Genomic DNA, 14,610 nt, shown 5'->3' with positions numbered 1-14,610 from the left:
GGAGAGATGATGGCTATTCCAAAATTAAGCGCTTATGCGTTACCCACGGCTGGCGAGCTGCCGTCCAACAAGGTGAAGTGGGCCTTTGAGCCTGAGCGCGCAGCGCTGCTGATCCACGATATGCAGGCCTATTTCCTCAATTTCTGGGGCGAAGAGAGCGAGCTGGTGCAGCAGGTGGTGGAGAATATTGCGCGCCTGCGCCGCTACTGCAAAGCGCAGGGCATCCCGGTGTTCTATACCGCGCAGCCCAATCAGCAGAGTGATGAAGATCGTGCCCTGCTGAATGATATGTGGGGACCAGGCCTGAACAAGCATCCCGATCAGCAGAAGATCGTCGATGCGCTGGCGCCGGATGATGAGGATCAGGTATTGACCAAATGGCGTTACAGCGCGTTTCATCGCTCGCCGCTGGAGTCGATCCTGCAGGAGATGGGGCGCGATCAGCTGATTATTACCGGCGTCTATGCCCATATTGGCTGCCTGACCACCGCCACCGACGCCTTTATGCGCAACATCAAGCCGTTTATGGTGGCGGACGCGCTGGCGGACTTTACCCGCGACGAGCATATGATGGCGCTGACCTATACCGCCGGCCGCAGCGGCAAGGTGGTGATGACCGCCGACCTGATGCCGTTGCCGCTGAGTAAAGATGAGCTGCGCGCGCTGGTGCTGCCGCTGCTGGAAGATGATGACGTGCCGGAAGATGATGAGAACCTAATCGATTACGGTCTCGATTCGGTACGCGTGATGGCGCTGGCGGCGCGCTGGCGTCAGGTTCATGCTGATATCGACTTTATCAGCCTGGCGAAAAACCCCAGCATTGACGGCTGGTGGGCGCTGCTGGCGCGGGAGCTGAAAAAATGAGCCTGACCGGTGATTTCAGCGGCAAGATCGTCTGGGTGACCGGTGCCGGTCAGGGGATCGGCTACCACACGGCGCTGGCTTTTCAGCAGGCTGGCGCGCAGGTGATCGGCTTCGATCTGCGCTTCCACGATCATGATTATCCCTTTGCCTGCCACCAGCTTGACGTCGCCGATGCCGCGCAGGTAAAAGCAGTGTGTCAGCGTCTGCTGGCGCAGCAGCCACGCCTCGATGTGCTGATCAACGGCGCCGGTATTCTGCGTATCGGCGCAACAGACGAGCTGGCGCCGGAGGAGTGGCAGGCGTGCCTGGCGGTGAACGCGGGCGGCGCTTTCAATATGTTCCAGCAGACGCTGCCGCTGTTCCGCCAGCAGCGCGCCGGTGCGATCGTCACTATCGCTTCGAATGCCGCGCATGCGCCGCGTATCGGTATGTCCGCCTATGGCGCGTCAAAAGCGGCGCTGCGCAGTCTCTGCCTCACCGTGGGCCTTGAAATGGCGCCTTATGGCGTGCGCTGCAATATTGTTTCTCCCGGCTCTACCGATACTGAAATGCAGCGCAGCCTCTGGCACACGCCGGATGCCGAACAGGCGATGATCAATGGCTTCCCCGATCAGTACAAGCTGGGGATCCCGCTGGGTAAGATTGCTAAACCCGAAGAGGTCGCCGCCACTATTCTGTTCCTCGCCTCGGATCATGCCAGCCACATCGTGCTGCAGGATATCGTGGTCGACGGCGGCGCGACGCTGGGAGCCTGACGGATGGCTATCTGGAAACGTTCGATAACGCTGGCGGAACTCAATGCGCTGGGGCAGAACTCGCTGGTCGCCCATCTGGGGATTGTGTTTACCGCCATCGGCGATGAGACGCTGGAAGCGACCATGCCGGTGGATGCGCGTACGCATCAGCCTTTCGGGCTGCTGCATGGCGGCGCTTCGGTGGTGCTGGCGGAGTCGATGGGCTCTATCGCAGGCTATCTCTGCGTTGAAGAGGGTAAAAGCGTGGTGGGGATTGAGGTGAACGCCAGTCATCATCGCGCCGTTAGCAGCGGCGAGGTGCGCGGAATTTGCCGTGCGCTGCATCTGGGAGCGCGCAATCAAACGTGGCAGATTGAAATCCGCAATCAGCGCGATCAGCTCTGCTGTAGCTCACGACTCACCGTGGCGGTAATGGGCTAACATTCAATAAAAAAGGCGGCACGCTGGCCGCCTTGTTCGTCAGATTAACGCTGGTAGATGATCTCGACGCCTTCGTCGTCATCTTCGTCCCAGTCGTCATCCCACTCTTCATCTTCTGCTTCTGCTTCCTGGGCGGTGGCCATCGCTTCACGATGGTAGTCATCCCACATGAATTCCACTTTTTCCGGCTGCTTATCTTCCTGTTCCGCTTCCTTCGGATTGGCGATAATAAAGCTCATCACGTCCCAGCAAAGCGCGTTGACGCCATCGCGGCTGGCGGCAGAGATCAGATAGTACTTATCTTCCCAGCCCAGCGCTTCAGCAATCGCTTTGGCGCGCGTTTCCGCTTCTTCACGGCTCAGCAGGTCGGTTTTGTTGAAAACCAGCCAGCGCGGCTTCTGGTAAAGCTTTTCGCTGTATTTTTCCAGCTCGCCGAGAATGATACGGGCGTTTTCTACCGGATCGGATTCATCAATCGGCGCGATATCGATCAGGTGCAGCAGTACGCGGCAGCGCTCAAGGTGCTTCAGGAAGCGAATGCCGAGACCGGCGCCTTCCGCTGCGCCTTCAATCAGGCCGGGAATGTCCGCCACCACAAAGCTCTTTTCGCTGTCCATACGCACCACACCGAGACTTGGCACCAGGGTGGTAAAGGGATAGTCAGCGACTTTCGGCTTGGCGGCGGAGACGGCGCGGATGAAGGTCGATTTACCGGCGTTCGGCAGACCCAGCATTCCCACGTCCGCCAGCAGCATCAGCTCCAGTTGCAGATCGCGCTTCTCGCCAGGCGTCCCCATGGTTTTCTGACGCGGCGTACGGTTAACTGAGGATTTGAAACGGGTATTGCCCAGGCCGTGCCAGCCGCCCTTCGCCACCATCAGCTTTTGCTCATGACGCGTCATATCGCCCAGCGTTTCGCCGGTGCCCTGATCAATCACACGCGTACCTACCGGTACTTTAACCACGATATCTTTACCGCGCTTGCCGGTACAGTCACGGCTCTGGCCGTTCTGACCGCGTTCGGCGCGGAAAGATTTTTCGAAACGATAATCGATCAGGGTGTTGAGGTTTTCGTCGGCCAGCAGGTAAACATCGCCGCCATCGCCGCCATCGCCGCCGTCAGGACCGCCCTTGGGAATATATTTTTCCCGGCGAAAGCTCACGCAGCCGTTACCACCATCACCCGCGACGACCAGGATTGTCGCTTCATCAACAAACTTCATTTTCTTTCTCCGTCACGCTTACGCCCGCATCAGCAGATATCTGTTACAGGCGGGTCCGCCAGGGTCTTCTGCGCTGACCGGCGGCGGATAAAACAGGATTGGCCAGAGGCCAGATGTACATAAATTGTACAGCAATCTGCTACGCAAAACCGAGTTTCTCAGCGTTTGGTATCAGAATGTAAAAAGCCCCGCAGCTTTTGCGGGGCTTCAATTCGTTTATTCAGGCTCCAGGGGAACCTGAGTCACGACAACCTTACTCAGCAACGATGCTGACGTATTTACGGTTATTCGGACCTTTAACTTCGAATTTTACTTTGCCGTCGGTGGTAGCAAACAGAGTATGGTCACGACCAAGCCCTACGTTAGTACCGGCGTGGAATTTAGTGCCACGCTGACGAACGATGATGCTGCCAGCCAGAACGGCTTCGCCACCGAAACGTTTTACACCCAGACGTTTTGCATTCGAGTCACGACCGTTACGAGTCGAGCCACCAGCCTTTTTATGTGCCATTTGTCAGATCTCCTCTTAGGCGCTGATGCCAGTGATTTTCACATCAGTGAACCACTGACGGTGGCCTTGCTGCTTACGGTGGTGTTTACGACGACGAAACTTAACGATTTTAATTTTCTCGCCACGACCATGAGCAACGATTTCTGCTTTGATCACACCGCCTGAAACCAGTGGCGCGCCGATTTTCACGTCTTCGCCATTTGCAATCATCAGAACCTGATCAAACTCAATGGTTTCACCGGTTGCGATGTCCAGCTTTTCCAGGCGAACGGTCTGACCTTCGCTTACTCGGTGTTGTTTACCACCACTTTGGAAAACCGCGTACATATAAAACTCCGCTTCTGCGCTTGCCTTTCTGTTCATCAGGCGGCGCGCTAAATATTCACAATAGGGCGCGAATTCTACGCAAAACTCTCCAGGAAGACAAGAGCACTTTGCACTCTCTTGCAGAAAAAAAACACAGGCTGAACGCAAACGTTTCTCAACCCGATTTTTCAAGTACAATCAGTAACAGATAACCTGAACTCACGCTGGGTAAAACCGCTTACCATGGCCAAGAAACGAGTCATAGCTGAACAGACGAATGAACCTAGAACAGATAAATGAATTAACCGCGCAGGATATGGCGGCTGTCAACCAGACCATCCTCGACCAGCTGAATTCAGATGTTTCGCTCATCAACCAGCTGGGCTATTACATCATCAGCGGAGGCGGCAAACGTATACGCCCGATGATCGCTGTGCTCTCGGCACGCGCGTTGAACTATCAGGGCAACCTGCACATTACCAACGCGGCGCTGATCGAATTTATCCATACCGCCACGCTGTTGCACGACGATGTGGTGGATGAATCCGATATGCGTCGCGGCAAAGCCACGGCGAATGCCGCTTTCGGCAATGCGGCCAGTGTGCTGGTCGGCGATTTTATCTATACGCGCGCCTTTCAGATGATGACCAGCATGGGATCCTTGAAGATCCTGGCGCTGATGTCGGAAGCGGTAAATGTGATTTCAGAGGGCGAAGTGCTGCAGCTGATGAACTGCAATGACCCTGACATCACTGAAGAGAGTTACATGCGCGTGATCTACAGCAAAACCGCGCGCCTGTTTGAAGCCGCATCCCAGGCTTCTGCGATCCTTGCCGAGGCGACGGATGCGCAGGAAAAAGCGCTGCAGGATTATGGCCGCTATCTCGGCACCGCCTTTCAGCTGATCGACGATCTGCTCGACTACAGCGCCGACGGCAAAACGCTGGGCAAAAATGTCGGCGACGATCTCAGCGAAGGCAAACCGACCCTGCCGCTGCTGCACGCCATGCGCACCGGCTCGCCGGAACAGGCCGCCATGATCCGTCAGGCGATTGAAGAAGGCAACGGACGCCATCTGCTGGAGCCGGTGCTCGCCGCCATGCAGCAGTGCGGCTCGCTGGAGTGGACGCGTAAGCGCGCCGAGGAAGAAGCGGACAAAGCGATCGCCGCGCTGAAAGCGCTGCCTGAAACCCCCTGGCGCAGCGCGCTGGAAGCGCTGGCGCATATGTCGGTACAGCGCGACTTTTGACGGCAAGCAGGAGCACAGGATGTGCTCTTTCGCTCCGTGCTTATCCCTGCCGCAAAAAAATTCCCCCCGCTTACATTCGTTGCAAAACTTTTGCGAAGGCTTGCTCACTTCTGTATTTACTCATAAAATTTACTGGAAACTTATGGAAGGCATTTGTTATAAATGACCTGTAGTTTCCAGTTAATGCCGAAAACTGGATGTAAATCTCATCAGGGATCAACAAGCACAGGGAGGATTGCTGCTATGTATGCAGGGAGAGATGACTGGCATCCGGCGGATATTATCGCCACATTACGTAAACAAGGGACTACGCTGGCGGCCGTTTCTCGTCAGGCGGGTCTGCGTTCATCCACGCTGGCGAACGCGCTGGCGCGCCCCTGGCCAAAGGGGGAGTTTCTTATTGCGCAGGCGCTTAATGTGCATCCAGCCGAGATCTGGCCCAGTCGCTACTACGATCCGGTCACGCGTCGTTTGCTGGACCGGAAAAAATTAATGCGTGCCGTGTCCTCTTCCACACCCAAAAAAACACGCAAGAATGAGTAACTAAATGGCCGGGGAAATCCCGGCCATTTTATTTTGTGTCTTGTCTGCGCAGAGACTTACTCGCCGCTGACGCGCTCAATGTTGGCGCCCATCGCTTTCAGCTTGTCTTCGATGTGCTCGTAGCCACGATCGATGTGGTAAATACGATCCACCAACGTTGTGCCTTCCGCAATGCAGCCCGCCAGCACCAGACTGGCCGAGGCGCGCAAATCGGTCGCCATCACCTGTGCGCCAGAAAGCTTTTCTGTGCCGTGGCAAATCGCGGTATTGCTTTCGATTTCCGCGTGCGCGCCCATACGAATCAGCTCAGGGATATGCATAAAGCGGTTTTCAAAGATGGTCTCGGTAATGACGCCGGTACCTTCAGCCACCAGGTTCAGCAAGGTGAACTGCGCCTGCATATCCGTCGGGAAACCGGGATGCGGCGCGGTACGCACGTTAACCGCTTTGGGTCGCTTGCCGTGCATATCCAGGCTAATCCAGTCGTCGCCCAACTCGATATCCGCACCGGCATCACGCAGCTTCGCCAACACCGCATCCAGGGTATCAGGCTGCGTATTGCGGCACAGCACTTTACCGCCGGAGATGGCCGCAGCCACAAGGAAAGTACCGGTTTCAATACGATCCGGCAGCACGCGGTAAACACCGCCACCCAGGCGCTCAACGCCTTCGATAGTGATTTTATCGCTGCCTGCGCCGCTGATTTTGGCGCCCAGCGTTTTCAGAAAGTTTGCCGTATCGACAATCTCCGGCTCGCGCGCGGCGTTTTCGATAATGGTCGTGCCGGTGGCGAGCGTCGCCGCGCTCATAATGGTGACGGTCGCGCCTACGCTGACCTTATCCATTACGATATGCGCGCCTTTCAGGCGGCCATTCACCGAGGCTTTGACGTACCCCTCTTCCAGCTTGATCTCGGCGCCCAGCTGCTCCAGGCCGGTGATATGCAGATCGACCGGACGCGCACCAATGGCGCAGCCGCCCGGCAGCGAAACCTGACCCTGGCCGAAACGCGCCACCAGCGGGCCCAGCGCCCAGATAGAGGCGCGCATGGTTTTCACCAGATCGTAAGGCGCGCAAAAGATATTCACCGCGCTGGCGTCAACGTGGACGGAGCCGTTGCGCTCTACTTTCGCACCCAGCTGGCTCAGCAGCTTCATGGTGGTATCGATGTCCCGCAGCTTGGGAACGTTCTGAATCTCTACCGGCTCTTCCGCCAGTAGCGCAGCAAACAGAATAGGCAGCGCGGCGTTCTTCGCCCCGGAAATGGTCACTTCACCACTTAAGCGGGTGGGGCCTTGCACACGAAATTTGTCCATTAACACGGTTCTCAATTAACAATCAAAAAAGGCAAATGCTCGCTTCAGGCGAGCGCGCCACGCTGGCCGCTTAAAAACCGTTGAGTTTACGGTCGCGAGCCCATTCAGCGGGCGTATAGGTTTTGATGGATACCGCATGGATGCGGTTATCAGCGATAAATTCCATCAGCGGCGCATAAACCGCCTGCTGCTTTTTCACACGGCTCAGCTCGCCGAACATTTCGCCTACGGCTATCACCTGAAAATGGCTGCCATCACCGCTAACGTGGACTTCTTCTAACGGCAGCGCGTTCATCAGCACGGCCTGAATTTCATTGTTTTCCATTGCTCTTTGCTTCACTTAATAATAATCAGGCAGACATCTTAGTTGAAAGCGCATGACTCTTAAATACGCAAAAGCCCCTGTATAAAACAGAGGCTCGAAGGGACGGCGTTGTATTTAAGCGATTTTATCCGCAGAAACAATGATCTGTTGCAGATTGTAGAGCGTAATCAGCGAGCGCAGTTTATCGTTAATACCGCTAAAGCGCGGCGCCCTGCCCTGCTCCCGCGCGATTTCACGCAAATGCACCAGCAGGGCCAGCCCCGCCGAATCAACGCGTTCCAGCGCCGAGACGTCGATAGTATCCACTTTCGCCATCACGCTTTCCCGCTGCTGCCACAGCGCCAACAGCGTGTCACGATCCAGCTTGCCGCTCAGATGCAGCGTGCTGGCCTCTAATTGCCAGCGTAACGGTTCGGCCATTACTTCTGCTGTTCCAGTGTGATCGGCTGCGCCGCAGACTTTTTCAGCTGTGCGGTCAGACCCTCGATACCCTGAGTGCGCAACAGATCGCTCCACTCATTCTGTTTGGTAGTGATCATGCTGACGCCTTCCGCCACCATGTCATAAGCCTGCCAGTCGCCGGTGCGGCTGTTTTTACGCCACTGGAAATCAAGACGCACGGGCGGACGGCCGCTCGGATCCAGGATAGTGACGCGGATAGCGATAATATTGGCGTCGCCCAGCGCCTGCTTCGGCTGAATCTGGTAGGTCTGACCATGATAAAGCGCCAGCGCCTGGCCATACGCCTGCGCCAGGTAATCAGCAAAGGCGCTGAAATAGGCGTCGCGCTGCGCCGGCGTGGCGTCGCGGTAGTAACGGCCTAATACCAGCGCGCCGGCATATTTGATTTGCACATAGGGCAGCAGCTCCTGACGCACGATTTCACGCAGGTAGTTGGGATCCTGCTTGATCTTCGGCTGTTCGTTTTTCAGGCGGGTAAAGGTTTTTGCCGCCGCCTCGTTCATCAGCTGATAAGGATCGCTTTGATCTGCCGCGTTCGCGACCAAAGGCGCAATGGCCAGCATGGCAATCATAATTAAACGCTTAAACATCATGTTTTACCTCTCAGGGTTGTTCCGTTGCTGCAGGTGCGCTCTCCGCTCCCTGCGCTGGTTTAGTATCACTTTTTCCGTCGCCGCTCTTATACAGGAACTGCCCAATCAGGTCTTCCAGTACTATCGCCGACTTGGTATCACGCAGCGTATCGCCATCTTTCAACATAGCAGAGCCTAAATCAGGATCGTCAAAACCGAGATTCAGTGCCAGGAATTGCTCCCCCAACAGGCCCTGAGTGCGGATCGCCAGCGAACTGGTATCCGGGATCCGATTGGCATAGCTATCGCTGATCGCCATGGTGATACGCGGCGACAGCGTCTTTGGCTCCAGCGAAATGTCCGTCACGCGACCGATCACCACGCCGCCGATTTTCACCGGCGAGCTGGCCTTCAGACCGCCAATGTTGTCAAAGGTCGCGTAGAGCTTCCACGTAGGCTCAGTGCCGACCGATTTCAGATCTGCTACGCGCAGACAGAGAAACAGTACGGCAGCCATAGCCAGCAGGATAAAGACGCCAACCCAGATTTCGTTTTTTTTGCTTTGCATTGCCTCAATTCCCAAACATCAGTGCCGTCAGCACAAAATCCAAACCCAGTACCGCCAGCGAGGCGTGTACCACGGTGCGCGTCGTCGCCCGACTGATCCCTTCCGAGGTCGGAATAGCGTCATAGCCATTGAACAGGGCGATCCAGGTGACCGTCACCGCGAAAACCGCGCTCTTAATGATGCAGTTAACGATATCGGTGCGGAAATCTACCGCGTTCTGCATCGCCGACCAGAAAAAGCCTGGATCGATCCCTTTCCAGCTCACGCCCACCAGCGCGCCGCCAGCAATGCCTACCGCCGTAAAGATTAACGTCAGCAGCGGCATGCTGATAAAACCGGCCCAGAAGCGCGGCGAGACCACGCGTCGCAGCGGATCCACCGCCATCATCTCCATGCTGGAGAGCTGCTCTGTGGCTTTCATTAGCCCGATTTCCGCCGTCAGCGCCGAACCGGCGCGACCGGCAAACAGCAGCGCGGTGACCACCGGACCAAGCTCGCGCAGCAGCGATAACGCCACCAGCATGCCCAGACTGGTCTCAGCATTGTAGGTGGTCAGAACCAGATAGCCCTGCAGCCCGAGCACCATGCCGATAAAGAGGCCCGAGACCACAATAATCAGAAGTGACAATACGCCCACGCTGTAAAGTTGCTTTACCAGCAGCGGCGCATGCTTGCGAAAGGCGGGTTTACCGACCAGAGCATGAAACAGCATCATTCCTGCGCGTCCGAAGGAGGCGCAGGTTTCAATTCCCTGACGTCCCAGTGACGCCAGCGCCTGTAACAACATCAGTTCACATTCTCCCTGAGCCGGTTAAATCGGCAAGATAATCCCCGGCCGCATAGCGGAACGGGACAGGTCCATCCGCGTGACCATCGATAAATTGACGCACGCGCGGATCGCTATTTTTTCGCAGTTCCGGCGCACTCCCCTGCGCAATGATCTTTTGCCCGGCCACGATATAGGCATGATCGGCAATGCTCAACACTTCCGGCACGTCGTGCGATACCACGATGCAGGTCACGCCCAGCGAATGATTGAGTTCATCGATCAGCTTCACCAGTACCCCCATGGTAATAGGATCCTGTCCGACGAAAGGCTCGTCAAACATAATCAGTTCGGGTTCCAGCGCGATGGCGCGCGCCAGCGCAACGCGGCGGGCCATACCGCCGGAAAGCTCAGCGGGTTTCAGTTGCGCCGCGCCGCGCAGGCCCACGGCTTCCAGCTTCATCATTATCGTGCTGTGCAGCAACGGCGCAGGTAGCTGCGTATGCTCGCGCAGCGGCCAGGCGACATTTTCATACACCGTCAAATCGGTGAACAGCGCGCCGGACTGAAACAGCATGCTCATTTTTTTGCGCGCTTCATACAGCTTCGAGCGTGATAACGTAGGGATATTCTCGCCACGAAACCAGATTTCGCCCCGATCAGGCTGCAACTGGCCGCCAATCAGGCGCAACAGCGTGGTTTTGCCTATGCCGGAAGGTCCCATAATGGCGGTGATTTTACCGGCGGGAACCGTCAGCGAAATATCATCGAAGATTTGGCGATCTCCGCGTGAGAAACTCACGCCACGAACCTCAACCAGGTTCGTTTGCTGCTGGATCATCATTACCTCTTATGCGGATCGGCGTACTTGCGATCTACCGATGGTAGCCTGGTCCCTCTCAATGCACGATAGTTTTACAGAAACTTACCGCTCAGGTGTGGCGAAAACAGCCATAAAATTTACTTTTGTCTCTCAGACGGTCAAAATCAGCGGCTGTTTGTTTACCCGGAACCTGAAGTCCTGTCAGCGCAGGTATGCTGGCGAGGATGCCCACGCAAGGATTTTTCATGTTCGTTGCTACCGCCCTGCTGATCATCGGTTTGATTTTACTCGCTTATGGCGCCGATCGTCTGGTGTTCAGCGCGTCGATTTTATGTCGCTCGCTCGGGATGCCGCCGCTGATTATCGGCATGACGGTGGTCAGCATCGGCACCTCGCTGCCGGAAATTATCCTCTCTTTTTCCGCTGCGCAACATGGCCAGATGGATTTAGCGGTGGGCACGGCGCTGGGTTCAAACATTACCAATATTTTACTTATTCTGGGCGGCGCGGCGCTGCTGCATCCGTTGACGGTGCATTCCAACCTGATTCGCCGTGAACTTCCTTTGATGCTGCTGGTGTCGCTGCTGAGCGGCATCATGCTGTTTGATAATCATCTTAGTCGACTTGATGGTTTCGCTCTGCTCGTCATCGCCGCTATCTACCTGCTGGTGGTGATGCGCATCGCGCGCCGCGCCGAACGCAACAATAACGATACCCTGACGCGCGAACAGCTGGCGGAACTGCCGCGCGAAGAGGCGGGCAACACTGTGGCCTTTCTTTGGCTGGCGGTGGCGCTGCTGATTATGCCGATGTCGACGCGCATGGTGATCGACAACGCCACGGTGCTCGCGGACTATTTTGGCGTCAGCGAACTGGTGCTGGGCCTGACGGTGATTGCCGTCGGCACCAGCCTGCCGGAACTCGCCACCGTCATCGCTGGCGCACTAAAAGGCGAAGATGATATCGCTATCGGCAATCTGATCGGCGCCAACATTTATAATATTGCCATTGTGCTCGGTCTGCCGGCGCTGCTGCATCCCGCCAGCATTGATATTCACGCCTTCGGGCGCGACTACTGGGTGATGCTGGGAGTCAGCGCGCTGTTTGCGCTTATCTGTCTGCAACGGCGTCGGCGTATCGGCCGCACCGCAGGCAGCATTTTACTGTGTGGATTTATCGTGTGGGTGACGCTGCTCTGGCTGCACCCTGCGTTTATCGATGGATAAAAGGACACGCTTGCCATGTCATATCACGTACCAACAGCGGGTTTTGATTTTCAGCAGGCTGGAAAGGCGGTGCTGCGCATTGAACGCGAAGGGCTGGAACAACTCGACCAATATATCAACGAAGATTTTACACGCGCCTGCGAAATGATCTTTGCCTGTCAGGGCAAAGTCGTAGTGATGGGTATGGGAAAATCGGGACATATTGGCAAAAAAATGGCTGCCACCTTCGCCAGCACCGGCACGCCCGCCTTTTTCGTTCATCCCGGCGAAGCGAGCCACGGCGATCTCGGTATGGTCAGCGCCAACGATGTGGTGATCGCCATTTCCAACAGCGGAGAGTCGAATGAGATTCTGGCGCTGGTGCCGGTGTTGAAGCGTCTGAAGGTTCAGTTGATCTGCATGACCAGCCGCGCAGAGAGCGCCATGGGACGCGTGGCGGATGTGCATTTGTGCATCAAAGTGCCGCAGGAAGCCTGCCCGCTGGGACTGGCCCCGACCAGCAGCACCACCGCCACTCTGGTGATGGGCGATGCGCTGGCCGTCGCGCTGTTAAAAGCGCGCGGTTTTACCGTGGAGGATTTTGCCCTCTCCCACCCCGGCGGCGCGCTGGGACGCAAGCTGCTGCTGCATGTCAGCGATATCATGCACAGCGGCGATGAGATCCCGCACGTCACGCGTGACGCTTCGCTGCGTGATGCTTTGCTGGAGATCACGCGGAAAAATCTCGGCATGACGGTTATCGTTGACGATCTGATGAAAATCGAAGGCATTTTCACCGACGGTGATTTACGCCGCGTGTTTGATATGGGTATCCATTTTCAAACGGCGTCGATTGCGCAGGTAATGACGCCGGGAGGCATTCGCGTGCGTCCCAATACGCTGGCGGTTGACGCCCTGAACCTTATGCAAAACAAAAACATCACTGCGTTGCTGGTAGCCGATGACGATCGTCTGCTGGGTGTGGTACATATGCATGACATGCTGCGCGCTGGCGTGGTCTGAACAGGAAAAGAGTATGAGTGAAACATTAACCGTTGAGACCTGCTATGGTCCTGTCAGCGCAGAGGTAATGGCGCGAGCCAGCCAGATTCGCCTGCTGATTTGCGACGTTGACGGCGTGATGTCCGACGGCGTGATTTACATGGGTAACAGCGGCGAAGAACTCAAAGCCTTCAACGTGCGCGACGGCTACGGCATTCGTTGCCTGCTGACCTCGGGGATCGAAGTGGCTATTATAACCGGTCGAAACGCCAGGCTGATGGAAGATCGTTGCAGGACGCTGGGCATTACGCATCTTTACCAGGGACAGTCGGATAAGCTTTTGGCCTTCCGGGAACTTCTGGATAAACTGTCGTTAACTGTGGATGAAGTGGCTTACATCGGCGACGATTTGATCGACTGGCCGGTGATGGCGCAGGTTGGCCTGAGCGTCGCCGTCGCAGACGCCCATCCGGTATTGCTGCCGCGCGCGCATTATGTCACCCGTATTGCGGGCGGTCGTGGCGCGGTTCGTGAAATTTGCGATCTGATTTTACTGGCTCAGAACAAATTCGAGGATGCCAAAGGGCAATCGGTATGAGTAAAAGCAGGCGTTGGATAACGCTGATTCTGGCATTGATTGCCCTGGTATTGATCGGCTGGAACCTGACCGGCCAGGATGAGACGCAAGCGCCTGTGGCCAGCAACACGCAGGAACCAACCTATACCAGCGCAAATTCCAATACGGTGGTTTATAACCCGACAGGCGCTCTGGCTTACAAGCTGGTTTCGGCGAAAGCCACCTATTTCTCTGCGGATGCGGTGAGCTGGTTTGATAACCCGGTCATGACCACTTACGACGAAAACAAGGTGCCAACCTGGTCCGTACGCGCCGACAAAGCGAAGCTGACGAACGATCGTATGCTTTATCTTTACGGGCATGTTGAGGTAAATACGCTGACGCAGGATTCGCAGCTTGAACGCATAAAAACGGACAACGCGCAGGTTAACCTTGTCACGCAGGATGTTACCTCAGACGATCAGGTCACGCTTTATGGCCGCAACTTTAACTCCACAGGCATGAAAATGCGCGGCAATTTACGAACCAAGAATGCCGAGTTAATCGAAAAGGTCAAAACCTACTATGAAATCCAAAATGAACAAAAACAGCCTTAAGCTTAGCTTGCTTTGCGCTGCATTGATGGCCAGCTCAGCCGCCTGGGCGTTGACGGGCGACACGGATAAACCTGTCAACATTAACTCGGAAAATCAGGCACTTGATCTTCAGTCAAATGTCACGACGCTGACGGGAAACGTCATTGTCACGCAGGGATCCATTAAGATCACCGCTGACAAGATGGTCATTACGCGTCCGGGCGGCGACAACAGTAAAATCATCATTGATGCTTATGGTAATCCCGCCACTTTTTATCAATTGCAGGATAGCGGCAAACCCGTGCAGGGGAATGCTGCTAAATTACGTTATGAAATGGCGAAAGATTTCATTGAGCTGACCGGCAACGCCTACATTGAGCAGCTGGACAGCAACATCAAAGGCGACCGCATCACCTACCTGGTGAAAGAGCAGAAAATGCAGGCTTACAGTCAGGGTCAAAGCAAGCGCGTCACTACTGTGCTGGTGCCGTCGCAACTGCAGGATAAAAATGGCTCGTCCAACAGCCAAAAGAAGAGTAACTGATTGC

At 55.9% G+C, this 14,610-nt stretch carries 20 protein-coding genes; 10 read left to right on the top strand and 10 right to left on the bottom strand.

Annotated features, from left to right (window positions below; translation table 11 throughout):
• Window positions 1-9: 9 nt before the first annotated feature.
• Genes ABU178_RS03080 through ABU178_RS03070 form a run of 3 tightly spaced genes read left to right on the top strand, consistent with a single transcriptional unit; the run spans window position 10 to window position 2,039 of the window.
• The gene (locus ABU178_RS03080) at window positions 10-864 is read left to right on the top strand and encodes an isochorismatase family protein (protein WP_397211880.1); all 855 of its coding nucleotides are present in this window, start codon (window positions 10-12) and stop codon (window positions 862-864) included.
• Window positions 861-1,619: a 2,3-dihydro-2,3-dihydroxybenzoate dehydrogenase gene (gene dhbA / locus ABU178_RS03075; RefSeq protein WP_397211878.1), complete on the top strand. Its 759-nt coding sequence runs from the start codon at window positions 861-863 to the stop codon at window positions 1,617-1,619. The genes ABU178_RS03080 and dhbA overlap by 4 nt, the downstream gene beginning before the upstream one ends.
• Window positions 1,620-1,622: 3 nt before the next feature.
• A complete protein-coding gene (locus ABU178_RS03070; protein ID WP_397211876.1) occupies window positions 1,623-2,039 on the top strand; it encodes a hotdog fold thioesterase in 417 nt (138 codons plus the stop codon).
• A gap of 44 nt (window positions 2,040-2,083) precedes the next feature.
• Here ABU178_RS03070 and cgtA read toward each other — a convergent pair whose 3' ends face one another.
• The 3 genes from cgtA to rplU form a co-directional block, all read right to left on the bottom strand.
• Window positions 2,084-3,262, bottom strand: coding sequence for an Obg family GTPase CgtA (cgtA, locus tag ABU178_RS03065; protein WP_397211874.1), 1,179 nt, complete (start codon window positions 3,260-3,262; stop codon window positions 2,084-2,086).
• A gap of 253 nt (window positions 3,263-3,515) precedes the next feature.
• Window positions 3,516-3,773, bottom strand: coding sequence for a 50S ribosomal protein L27 (gene rpmA / locus ABU178_RS03060; protein ID WP_397211872.1), 258 nt, complete (start codon window positions 3,771-3,773; stop codon window positions 3,516-3,518).
• A gap of 15 nt (window positions 3,774-3,788) precedes the next feature.
• Window positions 3,789-4,100, bottom strand: coding sequence for a 50S ribosomal protein L21 (gene rplU, locus ABU178_RS03055; RefSeq protein ID WP_397212511.1), 312 nt, complete (start codon window positions 4,098-4,100; stop codon window positions 3,789-3,791).
• 256 nt (window positions 4,101-4,356) lie between these two features.
• Here rplU and ispB point away from each other — a divergent pair, with 256 nt between their 5' ends.
• Both ispB and ABU178_RS03045 read left to right on the top strand, forming a co-directional pair.
• Window positions 4,357-5,328 (top strand): octaprenyl diphosphate synthase, encoded by a 972-nt coding sequence (ispB, locus tag ABU178_RS03050; RefSeq protein ID WP_397211870.1) that lies wholly within the window; start codon window positions 4,357-4,359, stop codon window positions 5,326-5,328.
• A gap of 243 nt (window positions 5,329-5,571) precedes the next feature.
• Entirely contained in the window at window positions 5,572-5,871 is a 300-nt protein-coding gene (locus tag ABU178_RS03045) for a helix-turn-helix domain-containing protein (RefSeq protein ID WP_397211868.1), read from the top strand.
• Between the two features lie 56 nt (window positions 5,872-5,927).
• Here ABU178_RS03045 and murA read toward each other — a convergent pair whose 3' ends face one another.
• From murA to mlaF, 7 genes are all read right to left on the bottom strand, one after another.
• Window positions 5,928-7,187, bottom strand: a complete 1,260-nt coding sequence (gene murA / locus ABU178_RS03040; protein WP_397211866.1) for a UDP-N-acetylglucosamine 1-carboxyvinyltransferase — start codon at window positions 7,185-7,187, stop codon at window positions 5,928-5,930.
• Window positions 7,188-7,257: 70 nt separating this feature from the next.
• Complete coding sequence (ibaG, locus tag ABU178_RS03035) at window positions 7,258-7,512, bottom strand: BolA family iron metabolism protein IbaG (protein ID WP_312241468.1); 255 nt, start codon at window positions 7,510-7,512, stop codon at window positions 7,258-7,260.
• A 114-nt stretch (window positions 7,513-7,626) separates the two neighbouring features.
• Entirely contained in the window at window positions 7,627-7,932 is a 306-nt protein-coding gene (mlaB, locus tag ABU178_RS03030) for a lipid asymmetry maintenance protein MlaB (RefSeq protein ID WP_397211864.1), read from the bottom strand.
• Window positions 7,932-8,564: a phospholipid-binding protein MlaC gene (mlaC, locus tag ABU178_RS03025; protein ID WP_397211862.1), complete on the bottom strand. Its 633-nt coding sequence runs from the start codon at window positions 8,562-8,564 to the stop codon at window positions 7,932-7,934. Before mlaC ends, mlaB begins: the two co-directional genes overlap by 1 nt.
• A gap of 13 nt (window positions 8,565-8,577) precedes the next feature.
• Window positions 8,578-9,114, bottom strand: coding sequence for an outer membrane lipid asymmetry maintenance protein MlaD (gene mlaD / locus ABU178_RS03020; protein ID WP_397211860.1), 537 nt, complete (start codon window positions 9,112-9,114; stop codon window positions 8,578-8,580).
• 4 nt (window positions 9,115-9,118) lie between these two features.
• Entirely contained in the window at window positions 9,119-9,901 is a 783-nt protein-coding gene (gene mlaE / locus ABU178_RS03015; RefSeq protein WP_397211858.1) for a lipid asymmetry maintenance ABC transporter permease subunit MlaE, read from the bottom strand.
• Window positions 9,902-9,905: 4 nt separating this feature from the next.
• Entirely contained in the window at window positions 9,906-10,721 is an 816-nt protein-coding gene (gene mlaF / locus ABU178_RS03010) for a phospholipid ABC transporter ATP-binding protein MlaF (protein WP_397211856.1), read from the bottom strand.
• A gap of 227 nt (window positions 10,722-10,948) precedes the next feature.
• Between mlaF and ABU178_RS03005 the strand changes: the two genes are divergently transcribed.
• The 5 genes from ABU178_RS03005 to lptA are packed head-to-tail and all read left to right on the top strand — an operon-like array spanning window position 10,949 to window position 14,606.
• On the top strand, window positions 10,949-11,929 hold the full coding sequence (locus tag ABU178_RS03005) for a calcium/sodium antiporter (RefSeq protein WP_397211854.1): 981 nt from the start codon (window positions 10,949-10,951) through the stop codon (window positions 11,927-11,929).
• 15 nt (window positions 11,930-11,944) lie between these two features.
• Entirely contained in the window at window positions 11,945-12,931 is a 987-nt protein-coding gene (gene kdsD, locus ABU178_RS03000) for an arabinose-5-phosphate isomerase KdsD (RefSeq protein ID WP_397211852.1), read from the top strand.
• Window positions 12,932-12,944: 13 nt separating this feature from the next.
• Entirely contained in the window at window positions 12,945-13,508 is a 564-nt protein-coding gene (kdsC, locus tag ABU178_RS02995; protein WP_397211850.1) for a 3-deoxy-manno-octulosonate-8-phosphatase KdsC, read from the top strand.
• Entirely contained in the window at window positions 13,505-14,083 is a 579-nt protein-coding gene (gene lptC, locus ABU178_RS02990) for an LPS export ABC transporter periplasmic protein LptC (protein WP_397211848.1), read from the top strand. Before kdsC ends, lptC begins: the two co-directional genes overlap by 4 nt.
• On the top strand, window positions 14,052-14,606 hold the full coding sequence (gene lptA, locus ABU178_RS02985; RefSeq protein ID WP_397211846.1) for a lipopolysaccharide ABC transporter substrate-binding protein LptA: 555 nt from the start codon (window positions 14,052-14,054) through the stop codon (window positions 14,604-14,606). Before lptC ends, lptA begins: the two co-directional genes overlap by 32 nt.
• Window positions 14,607-14,610: the final 4 nt, after the last annotated feature.

This window comes from Pantoea osteomyelitidis, from assembly GCF_044342975.1.
GTDB classification, from domain to species: Bacteria; Pseudomonadota; Gammaproteobacteria; order Enterobacterales; family Enterobacteriaceae; genus Pantoea; species Pantoea osteomyelitidis.
Note: the sequence above shows the minus strand (reverse complement) of the source record. Positions and strands in the feature narration are given on the sequence as shown.